The sequence below is a fragment of the Bradyrhizobium sp. WD16 genome (assembly GCF_024181725.1).
Lineage (GTDB): Bacteria > Pseudomonadota > Alphaproteobacteria > Rhizobiales > Xanthobacteraceae > Bradyrhizobium_A.
Genome location: NZ_CP028908.1, coordinates 524175 through 545197, shown reverse-complemented (window position 1 = coordinate 545197; position 21023 = coordinate 524175). Strand labels below are relative to the sequence as shown.

Genomic DNA, 21023 nt, shown 5'->3' with positions numbered 1-21023 from the left:
GCGGCTGCGGCGGCGTACGAAATCCCCTCAACCCTTCAGGATCTCCTCCACCGCGCTGGCAAAACCGTCGTCCTCGTTGGAGGCGGTGACGCGGCCGGCCTCGCGCTTGATCGCCGCCGTCGCATTGCCCATGGCGAAGGACATCCCGCTCGCCTTGAACATCGGCACGTCATTGGCCATGTCGCCGAGGGTTGCGACCGCTTCGCGCGGCACGCCCAGGCGCCGCGCCAGGGCCGCGACGAAGCTGCCCTTGTTGGCGCCCGGCGGCGTGACGTCGAGATAGTAGTTCTGCGAGCGCACCGCGTGGGCGAGGTCGCCGAGTTCGGCCTGCAGCTCGGCCTCGACGCGCTCGAGCAGCGCAAAGTCGCCGCTGACGCCGACCACCTTGCAGGCGCGATCGTGATAGGGCCGGTCGTCGGCGGCGCAGAACGGCTCGGTGGCGATGGCGCGGCGCTCGCGGTCGACATAGCAGCCGTCGTCGCGGCGGATGACCCAGGTGTCGCCGGTGAAGATCCAGATGTCGACGCCGCGCCGTTCGAACAGCGCGAGACTGCGCTCGACCGCATCCTGCGGCACGCGCTGCTCCTCCACCACGGTGAGGTCGGGGTTGACGATCGAGCTGCCGTTGAAGGGCCCGACCGGCTGGTCAATGTGCAGGGTGTCGATGATCATGCGCAGGCCGAAGCCCGGCCGGCTGCTGGTCACCGAGAAGTGGATGCCGGCGCGGCGCAGCCTGTCGACGGCGGCCCTGGTTGCCGGCGTCAGCCGCTTGTCCCGCGTCACCAGCGTGCCGTCGACGTCGGAGACTACGAGACGGATCCTCGTCATGACGCCGCCCGGCGCGGCGCCAGTCCCAGCTTGAGTATGATGTCGTCGACGATCGCCTCGACGCTGCCGGCGATGTTCACGGTGATCGCCGGCTCGTCCGGTCGAGGCTCTTCGAGGGTTGCGAGCTGGCTGTCGAGCAGGGCCGGCGGCATGAAATGATCGAGCCGCCGGGCGAGGCGGCTGGCGATGACCTCGCGCGAGCCCTTCAGATAGACGATGACGACGTCCTTCCGGCCGTGAACCAGCGCCTCGCGATAGGCCCGCTTGAGCGCCGAGCAGGCGATGACCACCGGCGTGCCCGCAGCGGCCATGGCATCGATCGCATCGGCGATCGCCTTGAGCCAGGGCCAGCGATCGGCATCGGTGAGCGGAACGCCCGAGGCCATCTTGGCGACATTGGCCGGCGGATGAAACGCGTCGCCGTCGCGCATGGGAAAACCGAGGCGCTCCGCCAGTGCCTCGGCGATGGTCGATTTGCCGGCGCCGGAGACCCCCATGACGATGATGGCGGCGAGGGGAGCGGGGCGATGCAGGGCCATCACGTCGCCTCCGGCGGTGCCGCGGCGGCGTCGAACAGCCAGACCACCTCGCCGGCGCCGGTGACGCGTCCGGCCGGCAGATCCTCGCCGGCCAGCACGCGGCGGGCGATGTCGCGCTTGGCCTCGCCGGTGACGATGAACAGGATCTCGCGGCTCTGCGCCAGGGCCGGTAGCGTCAGGCTCACCCGCGGCACGAACGGCGCGACATCGGCGTGGTCGATGCCGACCGCCGCGCGCCGGCTTTCATGCAGCGCGTGGCTGCCCGGAAACAGCGAGGCGACATGGCCGTCCAGGCCGAGGCCGAGCAGCACGACGTCGAACAGGAGTTCGGCGCCGCGCCGCTGCTTGAGCCGGGCGAGTTCGTCCTCGTAGCGTTGCGCTGCGGCCTCGATGGTCGGCGCCGCCGTATCGATCGGATGGATGTTGGCGGCCGGGGCGCAGGCGTCGAGGAAGGCGGCACGGGCCATGCCCATATTGCTCAAGGGGTCGCTCTGCGGCACGAAACGGTCGTCGCCGATATACCACTGCACCCGGTCGAAGGCGATCTTGGCGCGCCAGGGCGGCGTCGCCAGCAGTTGATAAAGGCGCTTCGGGCTCGCGCCGCCGGTCAGGCAGGCCGCCGGCGGATCGGGCGCGTCGCCGAGACGGGCGACGAGGTGCGCCGCTGCCGCCTCGGCCACCGCCGCGGCGTTCGGCAGGACGACGATGCGTGGTTGCGGGGCGCTCATTCGCCGTCGATCCTGCGCCAGTGCCGGCCGTCGCGCTCGATCAGCTCATGAGCCTCGCGCGGGCCGTCGGTGCCGGCGCGATAGAGCGCAAGTCCCTGGCCTTCGGCGCCTCGCCAGGCCTCGATGAACGGCTGCACCGCCTGCCAACCGGCCTCGACGCTGTCGGCGCGCTGGAACAGGATGTTGTCGCCGATCATGCAGTCGTAGATCAGGGTCTCGTAGCCGGTGCTCGGCGCCACCTTGAAGTAGTCCTTGTACTTGAACTTCATCTCGACGCCGTCGATGGCGACCGTCGGTCCCGGCATCTTGGTGTTGAACTGCAGCGTAATGCCCTCGGTCGGCTCGATGCCGATGACGAGATAATTCCGCGACAGCCGTTCCACTTCGGTGCCGCGGAACATCGAGAACGGCGCCTGCTTGAAGCGGATCGCGACCTCGGTGCGCTTGGCCGACAGCGCCTTGCCGGTGCGCAGATAGAACGGCACGCCGGCCCAGCGCCAGTTGTCGATGGTCAGCTTCATCGCCGCATAGGTTTCGGTGTTGCTGAGCGGATCGACCTCGGGCGTGTTGCGGTAGTCCCCGATCTGCCTGTCGCCGACGCGGCCGGCGACGTACTGGCCTCGCACCGAATTGCGCAGCGCCTCGTCCGGCGTCTGGGTCTGGATCGAGGCCAGCGCCTCGCTCTTTTCGGTGCGGACCGAATGGGCATCGAAACGCGACGGCGGCTCCATCGCCACCAGCGACATCAGCTGGAACAGGTGATTTGGCACCATGTCGCGCATCGCCCCGGTCGAGTCGTAGAAGCTGCCGCGGCGACCGACATCGATCATTTCCGAGACCGTGATCTGGACGTGGTCGATGTGGTTGCGATTCCAGATCGGCTCGAACATGCCGTTGGCGAACCGGAACACCAGGATGTTCTGCACCGTCTCTTTGCCGAGATAGTGGTCGATGCGGTAGATCTGGTGCTCCTGGACGATCTTGAGCAGATCGCGGTTGAGTTCGCGGGCGGATTGCAGGTCGGTGCCGAACGGCTTTTCGATGACGAGGCGCCGCCACGATCCGGCATCCTCGTCCAGAAGCCCGGCGCGGCCGAGCGCCTCGCAAATCGGCTTGAAGGCGGCGGGTGGCACCGCGAGGTAAAACAGCATGTTGCCGACGCCGCGCCGGGCGATGGCGTCGAGATGATCCTTGAGACGATCGAACGATGCGGGGTCGCCCGGATCGGCGTGAACGCTGGTGACGCAGTCGAACAGCCGGCGCGCGACGGTGTCGTCGACCGGCCGCGTCGCATATTGATGCAGCCCCTTCATCAGATCCCGATGCAGGTTCTGGCTCTGCATCTCGGTGCGGGTGACGCCGACGACGCAGAAGCCGTCGGGCAGCAGCCCGGCCTCGGCGAGGTTGTACAGCGCCGGCGTGACGAGGCGATGGGCGAGATCCCCGGTGACGCCGAAGATCACGAAGCAGCACGGCTCGGGCATCTTCGGCTTGGCGGTGGAATCGGAACTCATCGACGGGGCCTCATGCGGGGCTGTGAGACGGCAACTTAGGCCGGCGGCGCCGGCTTTGCCGCCGGCGGCTCGACATGGCCGCCGAAGCCGTGACGCATGGCGGAGAGGATCTTCTCGGCGAAGGTGTGCTGCTGGCGCGACCGGAACCTGGCATAGAGCGCGGCGGTGATCACCTCGGCGGGCACGGCCTCGTCGATCGCGGCATTGATGGTCCAGCGGCCCTCGCCGGAATCCTCGACGAAGCCGGAATAGCTGTCGAGACTCTCGTTGCCGGCGAGCGCGGTGGCGGTGAGGTCGAGCAGCCATGAGCTGACGACACTGCCGCGGCGCCAGACCTCGGCGATGTCGGCGAGCTTGAGGTCGAAGCGATGCGCCTCGGGCAGCGTGCTGCCGGCCGCATGCTTGAGGATATCGAAACCTTCGGCATAGGCCTGCATCAGGCCGTATTCGATGCCGTTATGAACCATCTTGACGAAATGCCCGGCGCCGCTCGGCCCGGCATGGATGTAGCCCTGCTCGGCGCGGGGATCGCGGCCATCGCGGCCCGGCGTGCGCGGAATGTCGCCGGCGCCCGGTGCCAGGGTCCTGAAGATCGGATCGAGGCGGTCGACCACGGCATCGTCGCCGCCGATCATCATGCAATAGCCGCGCTCCAGGCCCCAGACGCCGCCGCTGGTGCCGACATCGACGTAATGGATGCCGCGCGTCGTCAGCGCCGCCGCGCGGCGGATGTCGTCCTGCCAGAAGGTGTTGCCGCCGTCGATGATGGTGTCGCCGGCGGCGAGCTGGCCGGCAAGTTCGCCGATGGTCTCTTCGGTCGGCGCGCCGGCCGGCAGCATCACCCAGACGGTGCGCGGCGCTTGCAGCTTGCCGACGAGATCGATCGTCGACGAAGCCGCGGTGGCGCCGACGGCGGCGAGGTCGCTCACCGCCTTGGCGCTGCGATCATAGACCACGACCTGGTGGCCGCCCTTGTCCATCAGCCGCCGGCTGATATTGCCGCCCATCCGGCCGAGGCCGATCAAGCCGATCTGCATGGCGATTATCCCAGCGCGATGCGCAGCGCCGCCGCGATGGCCGTCAGGCCCACGGTGACGTCGCCCCTGATGTGCAGCCGCAGTGCGCGGCGGCCGCGCTCGGTGAGCACGTCGAAGTCGCCGCGGGCCTGCGCCGCTTCGATGGTGCCGAAGCTCGCCGCCTGACCGGGCACCATGAGATCGGCGGCCGGGTCGGCGGTCAACTGCAGGAACAGGCCGGTGTTCGGGCCGCCCTTGTAGGCCTGGCCGGTGGAATGCAGGAAGCGCGGGCCGAAGCCGACGCAGGTCGCCACATGACGGGAGTCGCGGACCGCCATGCGCAAGCCGTGCAGCGCCGCGAGGTTGCCTTCGTCGCGATCGAGATAGGCGAGCAGCGCGACATAGTCGCCCTGCGCCAGCCGGCCGAAATGGGCCTTCAGCCAGGAGGCGGCGGTGCTGCCGGCGCCGGCCCGGCGCAGCGCCTCGGCGTTGGCCGCGTCGGTGAAGATCGCGAGGGGACCTTCGACTGCGACCGGGCTTTCCGCCGGCAGCGCGCCGGTCTTCTCGAAGGCGGCGGTGAGCTCGCGGGTCTTGATCTTGGCGGATTCCACGTCGGGTTGGTCGAAGGGATTGATGCCCATGACCGCGCCGGCGACCGCCGTGGCGATCTCGAAGCGGAAGAATTCCTGTGCGACCTGCAGGCGACCGGCGAGGCGGATGCGCACCACCGGATGCCCGGCGGCTTCCAGCGCCGCGAGGCGCTCGACCCGAGCGCTGTCGGCGATGCCGGCAAGATCGAGGTCGATGAAGACGCGGTCATTGGCATAGAGGTCCGGCGCGCCGAGCGTTTCGCCCTCCAGCGGGATCAGCGCCTTGCCGCTCTTGCCGGTGGATTCGGCGACGAGCTGCTCCACCCAGGCGCCGAAATCGGCGATCGGCGCCGAGGCCGTCAGCGTGATCTTGTCACGGCCCTGGCGTGCAGCGGCGCCGAGCACGAGGCCGAGCTGGACGCCGGGATTGTCCGCAGGCGGCACATCGGGGCCGCAGGCGCGGACCATGGCGAAGGCGGCGTCGAGGAAATGGATGACGTCGACGCCGGCGGCCGCCGCAGGCACGAGGCCGAAGGGCGAGAGCACCGAATATCGGCCGCCGATCGTCGGCTCGCCATGAATGACATGGGCGAAGCCACGCGCCTTGGCGACCTTTTCCAGCGAGGAGCCGGGATCGGTGACGGCGACGAACTGCTCGCCGGCTTTCTCCCTGGCATTTTCGGTGACGCGGGCGAAGAAATAGTCCATCAGCGCATTCGGTTCGGTGGTGCCGCCCGACTTGCTGGAGACGATGAACAGCGTCCTGCCGGGATCGACGCTCTTCTCCAGCCGCCGGACCTGCGCCGGATCGGTCGAATCGAGGATCTGCAGTCGCGGGAAGCCCGGCGCCTGAGGGAAGGAGGTGGCGATCACCTCGGGCCCGAGGCTCGAACCGCCCATGCCGAGCACGACCGCGTCGGCAAAGCCCTTGCCCTTCACCCAGCTGGCGAAGGCCTGATAGTGGGCAAGCGCGGCCTGTTCGCGCGCCGGCGCATCGAGCCAGCCGAGCCATCTGGCCTCGTCCTTGCCGGTCCAGACCGCGGCGTCGCGCGCCCACAGCGCCCGGATGCGTCCCTTGGCGCGCCACTCGTCGCTGAGCGTCTTCACCTCCGCAGCCAGCGATGGCGTCAGCGCCGCCGCCTGGCTGTCGAGGGCCGCGCCGAGCAGGGTGGCGCGCTTGTGCGCCACGGCGCCGTAAAGCTTGTCGGCGGATTCGGCGAACAGCCGCACGCCGTCGTCGACGAGTTTTGCGGTGATCGCATCCAGCGAGATGCCGGCAGCGGCGAGCTCGATGAGGGCGCGTTCGGCGCCGGCGACGTCGTCTTCCAGGCTGTCGCGCAGCTTGCCGTGGTCGCGGAAGGCATCGAGCGTCGGCACCGGCATGGTATTGATGGTGTCGCGGCCGATCAGTTCCTCGACGTAAAGAACGTCGCTGTAGGCCTTGTTCTTGGTGCCGGTCGAGGCCCACAGCAGGCGCTGCACCCGCGCGCCCTTGGCGGCGAGGGCGGCCCAGCGCGGCGACGCCATGATCTTCTTGTAGTGCTGATAGGCGAGCTTGGCATTGGCGACGGCGATCCTGCCCTGCAACGCCTCGAGCCTGTTCCTGGTGGCCGGATCGCTCGCTGCCGCGATCTTCGCGTCCAGCGCCTTGTCCACCTCGGTGTCGATGCGGCTGACGAAGAAGCTGGCGACGCTGGCGATCCGTGCGGGATTGCCGCCGGCGGCGACGAAGCGCTCGAGCCCGGCGAGATAGGCTTCCAGTACCTCGGCATAGCGGTCCTGGGCGAACAGCAGGGTGATGTTGACGTTGATGCCTTCGCTGATCAGCCGCTCGATCGCCGGCAGGCCCTCGGCGGTGCCCGGAACCTTGATCATCAGATTGTCGCGCTTGACGTCGCGCCACAGCCGCCGGGCCTCGGCGATGGTTCCTTCGGTGTCGAGCGCCAGATAAGGCGAGACCTCGAGGCTGACAAAGCCGTCACGGCCCTCGAGACGATCATAGACCGGGCGCAGCACATCGGCGGCGCTCTGGATGTCCTCGACCGCCAGCGCCTCGAACAGCTCGGCCACGGGCCGGTCGCGTTCGGCGAGCAGCTCTGCAATGGTCGTGTCATATTCGTCGCCGCCGCCGATCGCCTTCTCGAAGATCGAGGGATTGGAGGTGACGCCGCGGACGCCGTCGCGATCGATCAGGGCTTTCAGGTCGCCTCTTCTGATGAAATTGCGCGCCAGGAAATCGAGCCAGACCGACTGGCCGTGCTTGTCGAGTTCGATGATGGGATTCATGATGCCTGTTCTTCAGTTTGGCGCGAGCGATTGGATGTAACGCGGGAGGGATGAAAAATTTCCCACACCGCCCCTCAAGATCACCCGGGCCGGGCGCCAGGTCAAATCGGGAACTTTCGCGGGTCCGGCGCCCCTCGTGTGCCGAATGCCAATGTCATGCAGCATGAATGTCGCGCAGCATCGGGGTGTCCAGCATCGGGCGGAGAAGGGGGCGGAAGCGGGTGGCTGGCCGCTCATGAGGCGGGGTGTAACATGAACATTCGTGCGCTTGCGGATGCTCGGGCCGTCTGATTGCCGTTCTTCCGACCGCCGGCGAATCGGATGAGCCTGTCCGGTTGCTGAGCGGCCGATTCTTCGACACGTTCTTCGACACGTCGGGAAAATCGCCGACATGTCGTCGCCTCTTCACCGTCGCAGAAATTTTACAGCCCGCGCCGGGAAATCGGCCGCGGGCTATTCGCTTGTGCGGTGGATCTGACGCTCGTGTCAGCATTGCAGCGAATTCGCCGTACGAGCGTCAGATGCCTGCAGGGGTCTGCGGCGAATTGCGAGACGCCGCACCAAGTCAGGCTCCTCATCTACTTATTTTTTTGCTTTTTCAAGTTGTGGTCCTCATCGACGATAATTTTCTGTTTGCCGTGCAGCTTCCCGCCTTTCAGGTCGGGCTCCTCGTCGACGATAATTTTCTGCTTGCCGGCTTTTACATCACTTCTTGGTGGCGAAGGTTCGCCGCCTTGGGCCATCAACGTCGTCGCCCCCGCGCCCAGGAATGTTACTGCCATCAAAGTAAGCAACAACCGTTTCATTTCTCCTCCTCCTTCTCGAATGTCGGCGGTATGACGAGCAAGCGAGACGGCGGGGCAGCCTGCCCCGCCAGCCAGCGGCCTGTTCTCGCTCGCCTCACCTTGGTGCCTGAGGAATGTACTTGCAGTCGCAGCTGGAGCCCTGACATGTGACCGGTCCGCTGCAGCGGGCATCCTTGCTCATATCGACGCAGTCCTGGCCGCCCTTACAGCTGCACTTCCCCGTCGCTCCCTCGCAACTCATGTCACCGTCGGCTTGTTCGAGGGCGGTCCGGCGCGGTTCTTGGGCGTTTGCTCCAGCGCAGCCGACGACACTGCCATCAATACGGCAACAGCTCCAGCAATCGCCTTGGGTCGAATGGACATCGCTATCTCCTCTCGAGTTCAACTTGAAATAGAGTTCACTGCGCTGGACCGGCGCATTGATGCAGGTCAATCATTCATCGTCACATCGCCTTCGCGCCGCTGCAATTTTGCAACTCGAGTACCTCGAGGCGTGCACTCGGGGAGACGCGCAAAAGCTCGTTCCGGAAAATCGGCTAGTGTCCTGTCTCCGAATTACCGCTCCATTTGCCTCATGCTCGCACGGTCATTCGGAGACATAAGGACACTAGCATCATTATGATTCTAGTGTGGTTTCGGATCTGACGCTCGTTCGAAGAACTCGCTGCAATACTGAAACGAGCGTCAGATCCGCCACACTAGGAGCTTTTGACGGGCCTGAATCAGAAGACGGGCCAGGTTTCGCGAAGCCTGTCGTCGCGCGGCACCGGAGTGTTTTTAGGCGGAAGGGGCATCGGCCGCGTGAAGAAAACGCCTCAAGCCAGAAATGCTCGAGCCTTCGCTCCGGTTCTGATTCAATCGGAAACGAGGCGCTTGGTTCTTGGTCGAGACGATCTTCCGCCGATGCCCTACTCCCCCGCGCCGGTGCGCCGCGGGCTCGTCTCGGCCTCCACCTCATCGCCCTGAGCGAGACCGAGGCTCTTTTCGATCTTGTCGAGCGCGTTTTCAAACTGCTGCAATTCGAGCGGGGAGAGACAGCCGACAATCTGCTTTTCGCGATTGAGCAGCCGCGGGATCAGTCCCTGATAGAGGGTCTTGCCTTCACCGGAAAGCTGCAGGCTGTATTCCCGCCGGTCCTCGGCGCTTTCCACCCGCTCGATCAGGCCGCGGGCGAGCAGGCTGGTGACGGCGCGGCTGATGGTCGATTTGTGGGTGCGGGTGCTGTGCACGATGTGCTGCGCGGTGCAGGGCCCGTCGCGAAAGCCGAGGGTGGCGATCACGCGCCACTCCGGAACCTCGATGCCGTAGCGGTCGCGATATTCGCTCGACAGCGCCGTCGAGATCTCGGCGGCGAGCCGGTTCATGCGGAAGGGAATGAAGCGGAGCAGGTCGAATTTCGGCATCGTTTCCTGGGTTCCTGCGCGGGATGCGTTGACAGGAAGAATAGTGCCGAATATAGTTGCATGTGAGACTAATTGATGGCAAGCGAGGGCGCCATTAAAGCGACGATCGATCGCGCAATCGTCTCACGCAGGGACGGGAGCGCTAGTGCCCGCTTTCCGAAGTTCGTGTCGGGAGGGTGCGGCAAGCGAGGCACGAACTTCGGAAACAGGGTACTAGGACGGACATGAGCGGACACGCCGCGACCCAGTTCGGCTATCGCCGGCATCCGGATCAGGAGCGCGCCGAGCCGGCGCATCATCCGGTGGTGGTGGTCGGTGCCGGCCCGATCGGGCTGTCGCTGGCGATCGATCTTGCGGCACGCGGCCAGGCGGTGGTGCTGCTCGATGACGCCGATCGCATCGGTGAAGGCTCGCGCGCGATCTGCTTCTCCAAGCGCTCGCTGGAATATTGGGACCGGCTCGGCGTCGGCCGGCGCATGGTGGACAAGGGCGTGGTCTGGCAGGTCGGGCGCATCTTTCATGGCGCCGACCAGCTCTACCAGTTCGACCTGCTGCCGGAGCCGGGCCACAAGATGCCGGCTTTCATCAACCTGCAGCAATATTACGCCGAGGCCTTCCTGGTCGATCGCATCGCCGATTTCCCCGAGATCAGCCTGCGCTGGCGCAACAAGGTGACCGCGCTTGACCAGCGCAACGATCATGTCGTCGTCACTATCGACACCCCCGAGGGGCCGTACCGCCTTGCCGCCTGCTACCTGATCGCCTGCGACGGCGCGCGCTCGTCGCTGCGCGGCATGGTCGGCGCCGATTTCGCCGGCCAGGTGTTCGAGGACCAATTCCTCATCGCCGATGTCAGGATGGCGGCGGATTTCCCCACCGAGCGCTGGTTCTGGTTCGATCCGCCGTTCCACGCCGGCCGTTCGGCGCTGCTGCATCGCCAGCCGGACAACGTCTGGCGCATCGACCTGCAGCTCAGCTCCGATGCCGACCCGGCCGTGGAGAAGAGGCCGGAGAACGTCAGGCCGCGGATCGCGCGCATGCTCGGCCACGACAAGTTCGAATTCGAGTGGATCTCGCTCTACAAGTTCCAGTGCCGGCGCATGGCCCATTTCGTCCATGGCCGGGTGATCTTCGCCGGCGATGCCGCCCATCAGGTTTCGCCATTCGGCGCGCGCGGCGCCAATTCGGGTCTCGAGGATGCGGAAAACCTCGCCTGGAAGCTGACGCGGATTCTTCAAGGCCGCTCGCCGGAGGGACTGCTGCAGAGCTACGACATCGAGCGCGGCACTGCTGCCGACGAGAATATCCGCGAGTCGACCCGCTCCACCGATTTCATGGCGCCATCGACCAAGGAGGAGACGCGGCTGCGGAAGGCGGTGCTCGGCCTCGCCAGGGAAACCGAATTCGCCAAGCGCATGGTCAATGGCGGCCGCCTGTCGGTGCCTTCGGTCTATGACACGCCGCTGTCGAGCGGCGATGTCGACAGCTGGCAGGGCGGGCTGCGGCCGGGCACCTCGATGGCCGATGCGCCGCTGGTCGGTGCGGCGGGCGAGGAGACCTTCCTCAGCGACGTCTTGATGCGGTCACGCGCGGGTTTTACGCTGCTGGAATTCGCCAACGGCGGAGCCGCGCCCGCGCCGGACGGCGTTGCGGTGGTCCGTGTCGGCGACGGCGCAGCCTATGCGGATCGCACCGGGCTGTTGCAGGCGCGCTATGACGGCGCCCCCGGCAGCGCTTATCTGTTGCGGCCGGACGGTTACGTGGCGGCCCGCCTACGCCATCCCCGCCGCGCTGCGATCGAGGCGGCGCTGATGCGCGCCTGTGCGCTGCAGTGAGGCTTGCCATGGCGCTCTCGACCCGATCCAATTTCGCCAAGCCCGATGATGCCTTCCGCCTGGTGGTGGAGGCCCATCGCGGTCTTTCCGACGAGGCCTCCAGCGCGCTCGACGCCGCGCTGGTGCTCGTCCTCGCCAACCACGTCGGCGACATCGAGGTGTTGCGCGAAGCGATTGCGCTCGCAAGACGCGGCGCCGGCATCGATGCCGCGCCGCAGGCGACCTGAACCGAACGGCTTCACAGAAGGACATCCGTCGACATGACCACCAAGGGAACTGGCACCAACGGATCTGCCAAGGGCTTCGCCTCGACCACCGACCTCGCCGAGAAGAAGGTGACGTTTTCCGAGATCGGCACCGATCTCTACGCCTTCACCGCGGAGGGCGATCCCAATTCGGCGGTGATCGTCGGCGACGACGGCTGCGTGGTGTTCGACGCCCAGGCGACACCGGCCATGGCGAAAAGCGTGATCGAGCGGGTGCGCACCGTCACCGACAAGCCGATCAAATATGTCGTGCTGTCGCATTATCACGCCGTGCGCGTGCTCGGCGCCTCGGCCTATCACGCCCAGGGCATCGTCGCTTCCCAGGAGACCCATCGCCTGATCCAGGAGCGCGGCAAGCAGGACTGGGATTCCGAATATGGCCGCTTCCCGCGCCTGTTCCGCGACGCCGAGAGCATTCCCGGCCTGACCTGGCCGACCCTGACCTTCGAGGGCGAGATGACGATCTATCTCGGCAAGCGCGAGGTCAAGCTGATGCAGCTCGGCGCCGGCCACACCTCGGGCGACATCGTCGCCTTTGTGCCGGACGCCGAGGTGATGTTCTCGGGCGACCTGATCGAATACCACTCCGCCTGCTATTGCGGCGACGCCTATCTGCGGGAATGGCCGATGACGCTCAACGCCATCCTCGATTTCAAGCCCAAGGCCATCGCGCCGGGCCGCGGCGACGCGCTCAAGGGCCTCTCCACCACCCGCGAGGCGATCGCCATGACCCGCGATTTCGTCACGACGCTCTACAGCGCCGCCGAGCATGCGGTGGCCCGCGGCCGATCGCTCAAGGAGGCCATGGCCGCCAGCCGCGAGGTCATGGATCCGAAATTCTCGAACTTCGCCATCTACGAGCACTGCCTGCCGTTCAACGTCTCGCGGGCCTACGACGAGGCTTCCGGCATCGACGACCCGGTGATCTGGACCGCCGAGCGCGACCGCGAGATGTGGGCGGCTCTCCAGGGAGAGTGACCATGAATTACAACGCAGCTCCTGACGCCATGGCCAGGGCTACCGGCCAGGTCGCGCCCGGCTACATGTCGGGTTTCGGCAACAGCTTCGAGACCGAGGCGCTGCCCGGCGCGCTGCCGATCGGGCGCAATTCGCCGCAGCGTTGCGCCTACGGCCTCTATGCCGAGCAGCTCTCCGGCTCGCCCTTCACCGCGCCGCGCGGCAGCAACGAGCGCTCCTGGCTCTATCGCATTCGCCCCTCGGTGAAGCATTCCGGCCGTTTCGCAAAATTCGATGCCGGCCTGTGGCGCACCGCGCCCTGCACCGAACACGAGATGCCGATCGCCCAGCTGCGCTGGGATCCGGCGCCGCTGCCGGGCGGCGAGGTGAGCTTCCTGCAGGGCGTGCAGACCATGACCACCGCCGGGGACGCCGCTACCCAGGCGGGCATGGCGGCGCATGTCTATGCCATCACCGCCTCGATGGTCGATCAGCACTTCTACAATGCCGACGGCGAGATGATGTTCGTGCTGCAGCAGGGCCGGCTGCGCTTCGTCACCGAGTTCGGCATCATCGACGCCGAGCCGGCCGAGATCGTGGTGATTCCGCGCGGCGTCAAGTTCCGCGTCGAGCTGCCGGCGGGTCCGGCCCGCGGCTATCTCTGCGAGAATTACGGCGGCGCGCTCACCCTGCCGGAGCGCGGTCCGATCGGCGCCAATTGCCTCGCCAACGCCCGCGACTTCCTCACCCCGGTCGCCGCCTATGAGGACAACGACACCCCGACCGAGCTGGTGGTGAAATGGGGCGGGGCGCTGTGGTCGACCATGCTGCCGCATTCGCCGATCGACGTGGTCGCCTGGCACGGCAATTATGCGCCCTACAAATACGATCTGCGCACCTTCTCGCCGGTCGGCGCCATCGGCTTCGACCATCCCGATCCGTCGATCTTCACGGTGCTGACGTCGCCGTCGGAAACGGCGGGGACCGCCAATATCGACTTCGTCATCTTCCCCGAGCGCTGGATGGTGGCGGAGAACACCTTTCGTCCGCCCTGGTACCACATGAACATCATGTCGGAATTCATGGGCCTGATCTACGGGGTCTACGACGCCAAGCCCCAGGGCTTCACCCCGGGCGGCATCAGCCTGCACAACTGCATGCTGCCGCACGGTCCCGACCGCGAGGCGTTCGATCACGCCAGCAACGGCGAACTGAAGCCGGTCAAGCTCGAGGGCACGCTCGCCTTCATGTTCGAGACCCGTTACGCGCAGCGTGTCACCAGACACGCCGCGACCTCGCCGACATTGCAGGACGATTACGCCGATTGCTGGAAGGGGCTCGAAAAGCGCTTCGACCCTAGTGTCCCGTCTCCGAATGACCGCTAACTTGCCGCATGCTCCGACGGTCATTCGGAGACATAAAGGACACTAGCAAAATCAAAGCGCTAGTGTGGCTTATGTCTCGCAATTGCCTACGAGAGGGTTGCCGCGAAGGCGGTAGGCAATTGCGAGACGCCACACTAGCAAGCCGTAAGGGCGCGCGGACCGATGTCGATCGAAAGCGAGGCCACGCTCTATGGCTATTTCCGCTCCAGCGCGGCCTACCGGGTGCGCATCGCGCTCAACCTCAAGGGGCTGAGCGCGCATCATCGCTTCGTTCACCTGCGCAAGGGCGAGCAGACCTCGCCCGACTACCGCAAGGTCAGTCCCGCCGGCCTCGTGCCCTGCTGGATCGAGGACGGCTTCCACCTCGCCCAGTCGCTCGCCATCATCGAATATCTCGACGAGACCCATCCGCAGCCGCCGCTGCTGCCGTCCGATCCCCGGCTGCGGGCGATCGCCCGGGAGATCGCGCTCGTCGTCGCAAGCGACATCCACCCGATCGGCAATCTGCGGGTGCTCAATCGCCTCACGGCCATGGGGATTGACGAGGCCGGCCGGGCCGACTGGTCGAAACACTGGATCACCGAGGGCTTCGCCGCGATCGAGGCGCGGCTCGCCGAACTGCCGGGCCCGTTTGCGCTCGGCGAGGCGCCGACGCTCGCCGACATCTGCATCGTGCCCCAGGTCTTCAACGCGCGGCGTGTCGGCGTCGATCTGTCGCCCTATCCGCGCATTCGCGGTATCGACCAGGCCGCCGCCACGCTGGACGCCTTCGCCGCCGCCGCGCCGGGCCGTCAGCCCGACGCCGAATAGCTGTCATCATTCGCGGAACATCATGACCCATCCCAACGATCCGTCCCTGCGCTCCTTCATCGCGGTCGCTCCGACCTCGGATTTCCCGATCCAGAACCTGCCCTACGGCGTGTTCTCGACGCCGGCCGATCCGGCGCCGCGGGTCGGCGTCGCCATCGGCGATTTCATCCTCGACCTCGCCGCGCTCGAAGCGGCGGGCCTGCTCGATGCCGGCGCGCCGGTGTTCGCGAAGCCCGCGATCAACGACTTCATGGCGCTCGGGCCCCAGGCGTGGACGCAGGTGCGGCGGCGGATCAGCCAGCTGCTGCGCCGCGATCATCCCGAGCTGCGCGACAATGCGGCGCTGCGCCAGCGGGCGCTCGTCGCCCGCAAGGATGCGAGGCTCCACCTGCCGCTTGCGGTCGCCGGTTTCACCGACTTCTATTCGTCGAAGGAGCACGCCAGCAATGTCGGCGCCATGTTCCGCGACAAGTCCAATCCGCTGCTGCCGAACTGGCTGCACATCCCGATCGGCTATAACGGCCGCGCCTCGACCGTGGTGGTGTCCGGCACGCCGGTGCGGCGGCCCTGCGGCCAGCTCAAGCCGCCGACCGCGGAGACGCCGGTGTTCGCCCCCAGCAGGCGGCTCGATTTCGAGCTCGAGATGGGCGTCGTGATCGGCCAGGGCTCGCGGCTCGGCGAGCGCCTCACCGAGGCGCAGGCGGAAGACATGATCTTCGGTTTCACGCTGCTCAACGACTGGAGCGCGCGCGACGTCCAGCAATGGGAATATGTGCCGCTCGGCCCGTTCCAGGCCAAGGCCTTCGCCACCACCATCAGCCCGTGGATCGTGACCCGCGAGGCGCTGGAGTCGTTCCGCGTCGCCGGCCCCCGGCAGGATCCCGAGCCGCTGCCCTATCTGCGCCAGAGCGGGCGCAACAATTACGACATGACCCTGGATGTGTCGCTGCGCAGCGCACAGATGGACGCGCCGCAGCGCATCTGCCGCACCAATTTCAAGTACATGTACTGGTCGTCGGTGCAGCAGCTCGTCCATCATGCCTCGTCCGGCTGCGCCATGAACGTCGGCGACTTGCTCGGATCGGGCACCATCAGCGGGCCGGAGCGCGACCAGCGCGGCAGCATGCTGGAATTGAGCTGGAGCGGCGCCGAGCCGCTGCCGCTCGCCTCCGGCGAGAGCCGCAGCTTCCTCGAGGACGGCGACACGCTCTCGATCACCGGCTGGTGCCAGGGCGAGGGCTATCGTATCGGCTTCGGCGAGTGCGAGGGCACGATCCAGCCGGCGACGTGAGGCGTCTTTCACCTCTCCCCGCAAGCGGGGCGAGGTGAGCCTTCCTGCACCTTCGCCGCCAATTACCCCTTGAAATGCGCCAGGTAGTGCGCCAGCGCCTTGACCTCGTCGTCCTGCAGGCCATAGGCGACGTCGGCCATGGCGGCGACGCCGCCGCCCGAGCGCTTGCCGGTCTTGAAGTCGGTGAGCGCCTTGACGAGATAGTCCTCGCGCTGGCCGGCGAGACGCGCCGTGGCCTTGGTGCCGGCGAAATTATCGCTATGGCAGGAAATGCAGCGGCGCTGCGCCACGAGTTTGGCGCCGGCCGCGCTGAGCTGCGGATCGGGATCGTCGGCCGGTGCCGCAGGCGGTTTGAGCGCGGCGAAATGGGCGCCGAGGTTGCGGACGTCCTCGTTGGTGAGATCGGCCGCGACCGGCGACATCTGCGGACTCTTGCGGGCACCGCCGCGGAAATAGATCAGCTGCCATTGCAGGAAGAGATCGGGCTGGCCGGCGAGCGAGGGAATTTCCTGCTGGTCGGAAATGCCGTCCTTGCCGTGACAGCTGACGCAGAGTTCGAGCTTGTCCTTGATTGCGGCGACATCGGCGGCGCCGGCCGGCGGCACGAGGCAGGCGAGCAGCGGAAGCAGCGGCAGGGCGGCAAAGGCGAGGCGTGGGTGCATGCGGAATAGTTCCTGATGCCGAACACGAAAACGGCGTTGCGACCACGGTGAGGTGAATCGCAACGCCGTGCGAGTGCGGATTACTTCGCGTTCGAGCTGAGGCGGTCCTTGCTGTAGCTGATGCGATAGATCGCGCCGGCCCAGTCGTCGGCCACCAGGATCGCGCCGTCCTTGGCGAGGATGATGTCGGCGGGCCGGCCGAGATAGCTCTGATCGCCGTTGATCCAGCCGGAAGCGAAGATTTCCTGCCTGGCGTTGCGGCCGTCGGGATCGGCGGTCACCACGACGATGCGCCCGCCCTGGTATTTATGCCGATTCCACGAGCCGTGTTCGGCGATGAACATGGCATTCTTGTACTTCGCCGGGAATTGACTGCCGGTGTAGAACTTCATGCCGAGCGGCGCGACGTGGTAGCCGAGCTTCAGCACCGGCGGGACGAATTCCGAGCACTTGTGGCCCATGGCGAATTTCGGATCCGGGATGTCGCCCTGGTGGCAATACGGATAGCCGAAATGCTCGCCGTGCCGGTTGATGACGTTCAGCTTGTCGCTCGGCAGATTGTCGCCCAGCCAGTCGCGGGCATTCTCGGTGAACCAGTATTTGCCGGTGCGCGGATCGATGTCGCCGCCGACGCTGTTGCGGACGCCGAGCGCGACGATCTCCGCGTTGCCGGTCTTGGGGTCGACGCGGCGAATCTGCGACACGCTGGTCGGCGGAATGCCGATGTTGAAGGGAGGGCCGAATGGAATGTAGAACCAGCCGTCCTTGTCGGCGACCAGGTATTTCCAGCCGTGGGCCGCGTAGGGCGGCATGTCGTCATAGACGACCTTGGGCTCCGGCATCTTGTCGAGATTGGCCTCGGCATTGTCGTAGCGATAGAGCTTGTCGATATCGATGACGTAGAGCGCGCCGTCGCGGAAGGCGAGCCCGGTCGGCATCTTCAGACCCTTGAGAATGGTCTTGACCGTTCGCTTGCCGCCCTCGTCGGTGATGGCGTAGACATTGCCGAGGCCGAACGAGCCGACGAACAGCGTGCCCTTGTCGCCCCAGGCCATCTGCCGCGCGGCGAGCACGCCGCTGGCATAGACTTCCATCTTGAAGCCCTGCGGCAGCTTGACCTTGGAGACGATCTCCGCGAGTTCCTTGTCGGATGCGCCGGTCGGCGGTCCGGACGGCGGCGCAAGGCCCTTCTGCGCCTCGGTCTCATCCCCGAGGAACCAGTCGTCCGGCGGATGGGTCCAGAACTCCTTGGCGCCGGATTCGTATTTCTTGAGTTCGGCGGCGCCGGCGCCGCCGGTCACCACTGGGACGGTGATCACCGCGGCCATCGTCAGCCCCTGAACGAGACGCTGCAACGCAACTCGCTTCAACGCAAATCGCTTCAACGAGATCATTCGGCTCTCTCCCTTGTGCAGCTTTGCCGCTGCATTTTCGCTCGCATTGTTTTTCGATCACATTGGTCTGTGGCCGTGTCGACCCATTTGGCCCGACGCGAACGTCCGCCCGCGCAGGCAGGATGAAGCATAACATGGTCGCGACAAATGCAAGCGGCTCGCGCGGCTTTTTTGCGCGGCGGTGCCGCGTCCGATCTGCTGCAGTTGCGAAAACGCGATGGTACGCGCGCAATCCTGCGGTGCGGTTCATCACGCGGTCAGGGTGCCAATGAGACCAATAAGGATCGTCGAGAAATTCACGCGTCCGGTCCCGCCTGGGCCGTCGGCATCCTCGTCACCAGGATCTTGTCGATGCGCCGGCCGTCGAGGTCGACGATCTCGAACCGCCAGCCATGGAACCCGAAAGCGTCGCCGACCTGCGGCAGGTGATCGAAATTCTGCAGCACGAGACCCGCCACCGTGTGATAGCCGCCACGGCGCGAAATGGGGATCGAGAGCAGGTCGCCGACTTCGTCAGCCGGCATCCAGCCCGAAATCAGGTAGGAGCCGTCGTTGCGGCGGACATAGGCCGGCTCGGGTGGCCCCGCTTCGGTGCTGAAGGCGCCGACGATCGATTCCAGAATGTCGGCCGCGGTGACGACACCCTCGAACGCGCCATACTCGTCGTAGACGAGCCCGATATGCACCGGCGCCCCCTTGAGGATCGCCAGCACGTCGCGCGCATCCGCCGAGGCCGGGACGATCGGCGCCTCGCGGACGAGGCTGCCGAGATCCGGCCGATCATGCTGCAGCAGGGCCGTCATCACATCCTTGGCCTGCAGGATGCCGACCGGCCGGTCGCGGTCGCCGTCGTGAACCGGCAGGCGGGAATGCGGACTGTTGGTCAGAATGTCGCGGATGGTCTTCTGGTCGTCGCTGAGGTCGACCATGTCGACGTCCGTCCGCGGCGTCATCACCGTTGCGACCGACCGATCGCCGAGCCGCATCACCGCGGCGATCATTTCCTTTTCTCCGGGCTCGAGTACGCCCGCGGTCTCGGCCTCGCGCACCAGATGATGAATCTCTTCTTCGGATACGCGCTCGTCGGTCTCGCTGCCGCGCCCGATGAGCGTGAGAATGGCCTTTCCCGACCAGTCGAGCAGGAAGACGAGGGGCAGGGATAGCCTCGCCAGCAGGGTCATCGCGGGCGCCACCTTCACCGCGATCGCCTCCGGGTCGCGCAACGCGACCTGCTTCGGTACCAGTTCGCCGACGATGAGCGTGGCATAGGTAATCGCCGTGACGACGAGCCCGACGCCGAGAAGAGGGGCGACGGCGGCAGACAGGCCGAATTCGCCGAGCCACTCGCTGAGGCGCTCGCCCAGCGTGGCACCGGAGAAGGCGCCCGACAGCACGCCGACCAGGGTGATGCCGATCTGCACGGTGGACAGGAACTTGCCGGGATCGGAGGCCAGCGCCAGCGCCTGTTCGGCGCCGCGCACCCGTTTCGCGGACAGGATTTCCAGTCGCGCCGGGCGCGACGAAACAATCGCAAGCTCCGCCATCGACAACAGGCCGTTGACGACAATGAGAACGGCCACGATGACAAGTTCAAGGGCCAGCATGGCGGTTCGGCACTCCCTGGCAGGATGACCACAACGGCCGGTCCGGCATCATAGCAGACCTGTCGCCGCGAACACGTGCCGTGACGGCGATCACCCCTGCATGCGGATCAGCTCGTGGCTGGCGAACAGGTCGGCAACCCAGTCGACGAAGACCCGCACCTTGTTGCTGAGGTGCCGGTTCGGTGGATAGACCACGTAGACGTTGAGCGGTTCGGTGCTCCATTCCGTCAGGATCCGGCGCAGCCGGCCGGCCTCGATGTGCTTGTGCAGCATGAAGAGGGGCGCCTGGACGATTCCGAGGCCGGCGGTCGCGGCGGTGATATAGGCGATGCTGTCGTTGACCGCGATCAGATGGCGGCCGGCGGTTTCGATCCGTTCGCCATTGGCGGTGAAATCCAGCGGCAGCATCCGCCCCGAGCGCGGGTGGAAGAAGTTGACGATGTGGTGGTCCTGCAACTCGGACGGATGGCGCGGTTCGCCACGGCGTTCGAGATAGGACGGTGCCGCGGCGGTCGCATGGCCGATCTCGGCGATGCGGCGGGCGATCAGCGATTGATCGCCGAGATTTCCGCCGCGGATGACGCAGTCGACATTCTCTCCGATCATGTCCACCGGCCGGTCGGTGACGCCGAGATCGATCTGGATCTCGGGATAGCGCGCATAGAAATCCGGCAGTGCCGGAATGATGACGAGCACCGCCAGCGCCGAGCCGACGTCGATGCGCAGGCGGCCCCTGGCGTAGGCCTGGGACCGCGCCATGTTGGCGTCGAGTTCATCGAGTTCGCCGAGGAAGCGGACCACCCGTTCGTAGTAGGCGGCGCCGTCCGGCGTCACGGTGACGCGTCGCGTGGTGCGGTTCAGCAGTTTGGTGGTCAGATGGGTCTCGAGCGACTGGATCAGCTTGGTGATCGTCGGCTTCGGCATCCGCAGCGAACCGGCCGCCTGGCTGAAGGTGCCGGCCTCGACCACACGAACGAAAGCGCGCATTGCGGCGAGCTGATCCATCTGTCTTGTCCCTGCGTCGCTCTTGACCCTGGCGGGTTCCCGAATTCCGCAGCGGCGGGAAACATGATTTTGTTTTTGTGCACCGCGGAGAAACTACATTCCAA

General features: G+C 66.3%; 19 protein-coding genes. 6 read left to right on the top strand and 13 right to left on the bottom strand.

Annotation, left to right across the window (positions count from 1 at the left end):
- Window positions 1-27: 27 nt before the first annotated feature.
- The 9 genes from DB459_RS02540 to DB459_RS02505 form a co-directional block, all read right to left on the bottom strand.
- Window positions 28-828, bottom strand: coding sequence for a Cof-type HAD-IIB family hydrolase (locus DB459_RS02540; protein WP_253711396.1), 801 nt, complete (start codon window positions 826-828; stop codon window positions 28-30).
- Window positions 825-1367 (bottom strand): gluconokinase, encoded by a 543-nt coding sequence (locus DB459_RS02535; protein WP_253711395.1) that lies wholly within the window; start codon window positions 1365-1367, stop codon window positions 825-827. The genes DB459_RS02540 and DB459_RS02535 overlap by 4 nt, the downstream gene beginning before the upstream one ends.
- Window positions 1367-2095, bottom strand: a complete 729-nt coding sequence (gene pgl / locus DB459_RS02530; protein ID WP_253711394.1) for a 6-phosphogluconolactonase — start codon at window positions 2093-2095, stop codon at window positions 1367-1369. The genes DB459_RS02535 and pgl overlap by 1 nt, the downstream gene beginning before the upstream one ends.
- Entirely contained in the window at window positions 2092-3609 is a 1518-nt protein-coding gene (gene zwf / locus DB459_RS02525; protein WP_253711393.1) for a glucose-6-phosphate dehydrogenase, read from the bottom strand. Before zwf ends, pgl begins: the two co-directional genes overlap by 4 nt.
- A gap of 35 nt (window positions 3610-3644) precedes the next feature.
- Window positions 3645-4646 carry a phosphogluconate dehydrogenase (NAD(+)-dependent, decarboxylating) gene (gnd, locus tag DB459_RS02520; RefSeq protein ID WP_253711392.1) on the bottom strand — a complete coding sequence of 334 codons (1002 nt, stop codon included), beginning with the start codon at window positions 4644-4646 and terminating at the stop codon, window positions 3645-3647.
- A 5-nt stretch (window positions 4647-4651) separates the two neighbouring features.
- Window positions 4652-7501 carry a bifunctional transaldolase/phosoglucose isomerase gene (locus DB459_RS02515; protein WP_253711391.1) on the bottom strand — a complete coding sequence of 950 codons (2850 nt, stop codon included), beginning with the start codon at window positions 7499-7501 and terminating at the stop codon, window positions 4652-4654.
- A gap of 578 nt (window positions 7502-8079) precedes the next feature.
- Window positions 8080-8307, bottom strand: coding sequence for a hypothetical protein (locus DB459_RS02510; protein WP_253711390.1), 228 nt, complete (start codon window positions 8305-8307; stop codon window positions 8080-8082).
- A gap of 237 nt (window positions 8308-8544) precedes the next feature.
- Window positions 8545-8670 (bottom strand): hypothetical protein, encoded by a 126-nt coding sequence (locus DB459_RS27330; protein ID WP_256519302.1) that lies wholly within the window; start codon window positions 8668-8670, stop codon window positions 8545-8547.
- Window positions 8671-9215: 545 nt separating this feature from the next.
- Window positions 9216-9710, bottom strand: a complete 495-nt coding sequence (locus DB459_RS02505; protein WP_253711389.1) for a MarR family winged helix-turn-helix transcriptional regulator — start codon at window positions 9708-9710, stop codon at window positions 9216-9218.
- A gap of 224 nt (window positions 9711-9934) precedes the next feature.
- On the opposite strand from DB459_RS02505, the gene DB459_RS02500 reads away from it, so the two are divergent.
- The 6 genes from DB459_RS02500 (at window position 9935) to fahA (ending at window position 16254) form a co-directional block, all read left to right on the top strand.
- Complete coding sequence (locus tag DB459_RS02500) at window positions 9935-11545, top strand: FAD-dependent oxidoreductase (protein WP_253711388.1); 1611 nt, start codon at window positions 9935-9937, stop codon at window positions 11543-11545.
- A gap of 8 nt (window positions 11546-11553) precedes the next feature.
- A complete protein-coding gene (locus DB459_RS02495; protein WP_253711387.1) occupies window positions 11554-11772 on the top strand; it encodes a DUF2783 domain-containing protein in 219 nt (72 codons plus the stop codon).
- 33 nt (window positions 11773-11805) lie between these two features.
- A complete protein-coding gene (locus DB459_RS02490) occupies window positions 11806-12789 on the top strand; it encodes an MBL fold metallo-hydrolase (protein WP_253711386.1) in 984 nt (327 codons plus the stop codon).
- A gap of 2 nt (window positions 12790-12791) precedes the next feature.
- Window positions 12792-14153, top strand: a complete 1362-nt coding sequence (hmgA, locus tag DB459_RS02485) for a homogentisate 1,2-dioxygenase (protein WP_253711385.1) — start codon at window positions 12792-12794, stop codon at window positions 14151-14153.
- A gap of 162 nt (window positions 14154-14315) precedes the next feature.
- Entirely contained in the window at window positions 14316-14963 is a 648-nt protein-coding gene (gene maiA, locus DB459_RS02480; RefSeq protein ID WP_253711384.1) for a maleylacetoacetate isomerase, read from the top strand.
- A 22-nt stretch (window positions 14964-14985) separates the two neighbouring features.
- On the top strand, window positions 14986-16254 hold the full coding sequence (fahA, locus tag DB459_RS02475; protein ID WP_253711383.1) for a fumarylacetoacetase: 1269 nt from the start codon (window positions 14986-14988) through the stop codon (window positions 16252-16254).
- Window positions 16255-16316: 62 nt separating this feature from the next.
- On the opposite strand, the gene DB459_RS02470 is transcribed toward fahA, so the two are convergent.
- The 4 genes from DB459_RS02470 to DB459_RS02455 form a co-directional block, all read right to left on the bottom strand.
- Complete coding sequence (locus DB459_RS02470) at window positions 16317-16916, bottom strand: c-type cytochrome (RefSeq protein WP_253711382.1); 600 nt, start codon at window positions 16914-16916, stop codon at window positions 16317-16319.
- 80 nt (window positions 16917-16996) lie between these two features.
- Window positions 16997-18244 (bottom strand): sorbosone dehydrogenase family protein, encoded by a 1248-nt coding sequence (locus tag DB459_RS02465; RefSeq protein WP_253713743.1) that lies wholly within the window; start codon window positions 18242-18244, stop codon window positions 16997-16999.
- A 362-nt stretch (window positions 18245-18606) separates the two neighbouring features.
- The gene (locus DB459_RS02460) at window positions 18607-19914 is read right to left on the bottom strand and encodes a hemolysin family protein (protein WP_253711381.1); all 1308 of its coding nucleotides are present in this window, start codon (window positions 19912-19914) and stop codon (window positions 18607-18609) included.
- 90 nt (window positions 19915-20004) lie between these two features.
- Window positions 20005-20919 (bottom strand): LysR family transcriptional regulator, encoded by a 915-nt coding sequence (locus tag DB459_RS02455; protein ID WP_253711379.1) that lies wholly within the window; start codon window positions 20917-20919, stop codon window positions 20005-20007.
- Window positions 20920-21023 lie beyond the last annotated feature (104 nt).

Bases quoted from the DNA above. Each gene is read 5' to 3' on its own strand.
- DB459_RS02540 (WP_253711396.1), bottom strand. From the start codon at position 828: ATGACGAGGATCCGTCTCGTAGTCTCCGACGTCGACGGCACGCTGGTG.
- DB459_RS02535 (WP_253711395.1), bottom strand. From the start codon at position 1,367: ATGGCCCTGCATCGCCCCGCTCCCCTCGCCGCCATCATCGTCATGGGG.
- pgl (WP_253711394.1), bottom strand. From the start codon at position 2,095: ATGAGCGCCCCGCAACCACGCATCGTCGTCCTGCCGAACGCCGCGGCG.
- zwf (WP_253711393.1), bottom strand. From the start codon at position 3,609: ATGAGTTCCGATTCCACCGCCAAGCCGAAGATGCCCGAGCCGTGCTGC.
- gnd (WP_253711392.1), bottom strand. From the start codon at position 4,646: ATGCAGATCGGCTTGATCGGCCTCGGCCGGATGGGCGGCAATATCAGC.
- DB459_RS02515 (WP_253711391.1), bottom strand. From the start codon at position 7,501: ATGAATCCCATCATCGAACTCGACAAGCACGGCCAGTCGGTCTGGCTC.
- DB459_RS02510 (WP_253711390.1), bottom strand. From the start codon at position 8,307: ATGAAACGGTTGTTGCTTACTTTGATGGCAGTAACATTCCTGGGCGCG.
- DB459_RS27330 (WP_256519302.1), bottom strand. From the start codon at position 8,670: ATGTCCATTCGACCCAAGGCGATTGCTGGAGCTGTTGCCGTATTGATG.
- DB459_RS02505 (WP_253711389.1), bottom strand. From the start codon at position 9,710: ATGCCGAAATTCGACCTGCTCCGCTTCATTCCCTTCCGCATGAACCGG.
- DB459_RS02500 (WP_253711388.1), top strand. From the start codon at position 9,935: ATGAGCGGACACGCCGCGACCCAGTTCGGCTATCGCCGGCATCCGGAT.
- DB459_RS02495 (WP_253711387.1), top strand. From the start codon at position 11,554: ATGGCGCTCTCGACCCGATCCAATTTCGCCAAGCCCGATGATGCCTTC.
- DB459_RS02490 (WP_253711386.1), top strand. From the start codon at position 11,806: ATGACCACCAAGGGAACTGGCACCAACGGATCTGCCAAGGGCTTCGCC.
- hmgA (WP_253711385.1), top strand. From the start codon at position 12,792: ATGAATTACAACGCAGCTCCTGACGCCATGGCCAGGGCTACCGGCCAG.
- maiA (WP_253711384.1), top strand. From the start codon at position 14,316: ATGTCGATCGAAAGCGAGGCCACGCTCTATGGCTATTTCCGCTCCAGC.
- fahA (WP_253711383.1), top strand. From the start codon at position 14,986: ATGACCCATCCCAACGATCCGTCCCTGCGCTCCTTCATCGCGGTCGCT.
- DB459_RS02470 (WP_253711382.1), bottom strand. From the start codon at position 16,916: ATGCACCCACGCCTCGCCTTTGCCGCCCTGCCGCTGCTTCCGCTGCTC.
- DB459_RS02465 (WP_253713743.1), bottom strand. From the start codon at position 18,244: ATGGCCGCGGTGATCACCGTCCCAGTGGTGACCGGCGGCGCCGGCGCC.
- DB459_RS02460 (WP_253711381.1), bottom strand. From the start codon at position 19,914: ATGCTGGCCCTTGAACTTGTCATCGTGGCCGTTCTCATTGTCGTCAAC.
- DB459_RS02455 (WP_253711379.1), bottom strand. From the start codon at position 20,919: ATGGATCAGCTCGCCGCAATGCGCGCTTTCGTTCGTGTGGTCGAGGCC.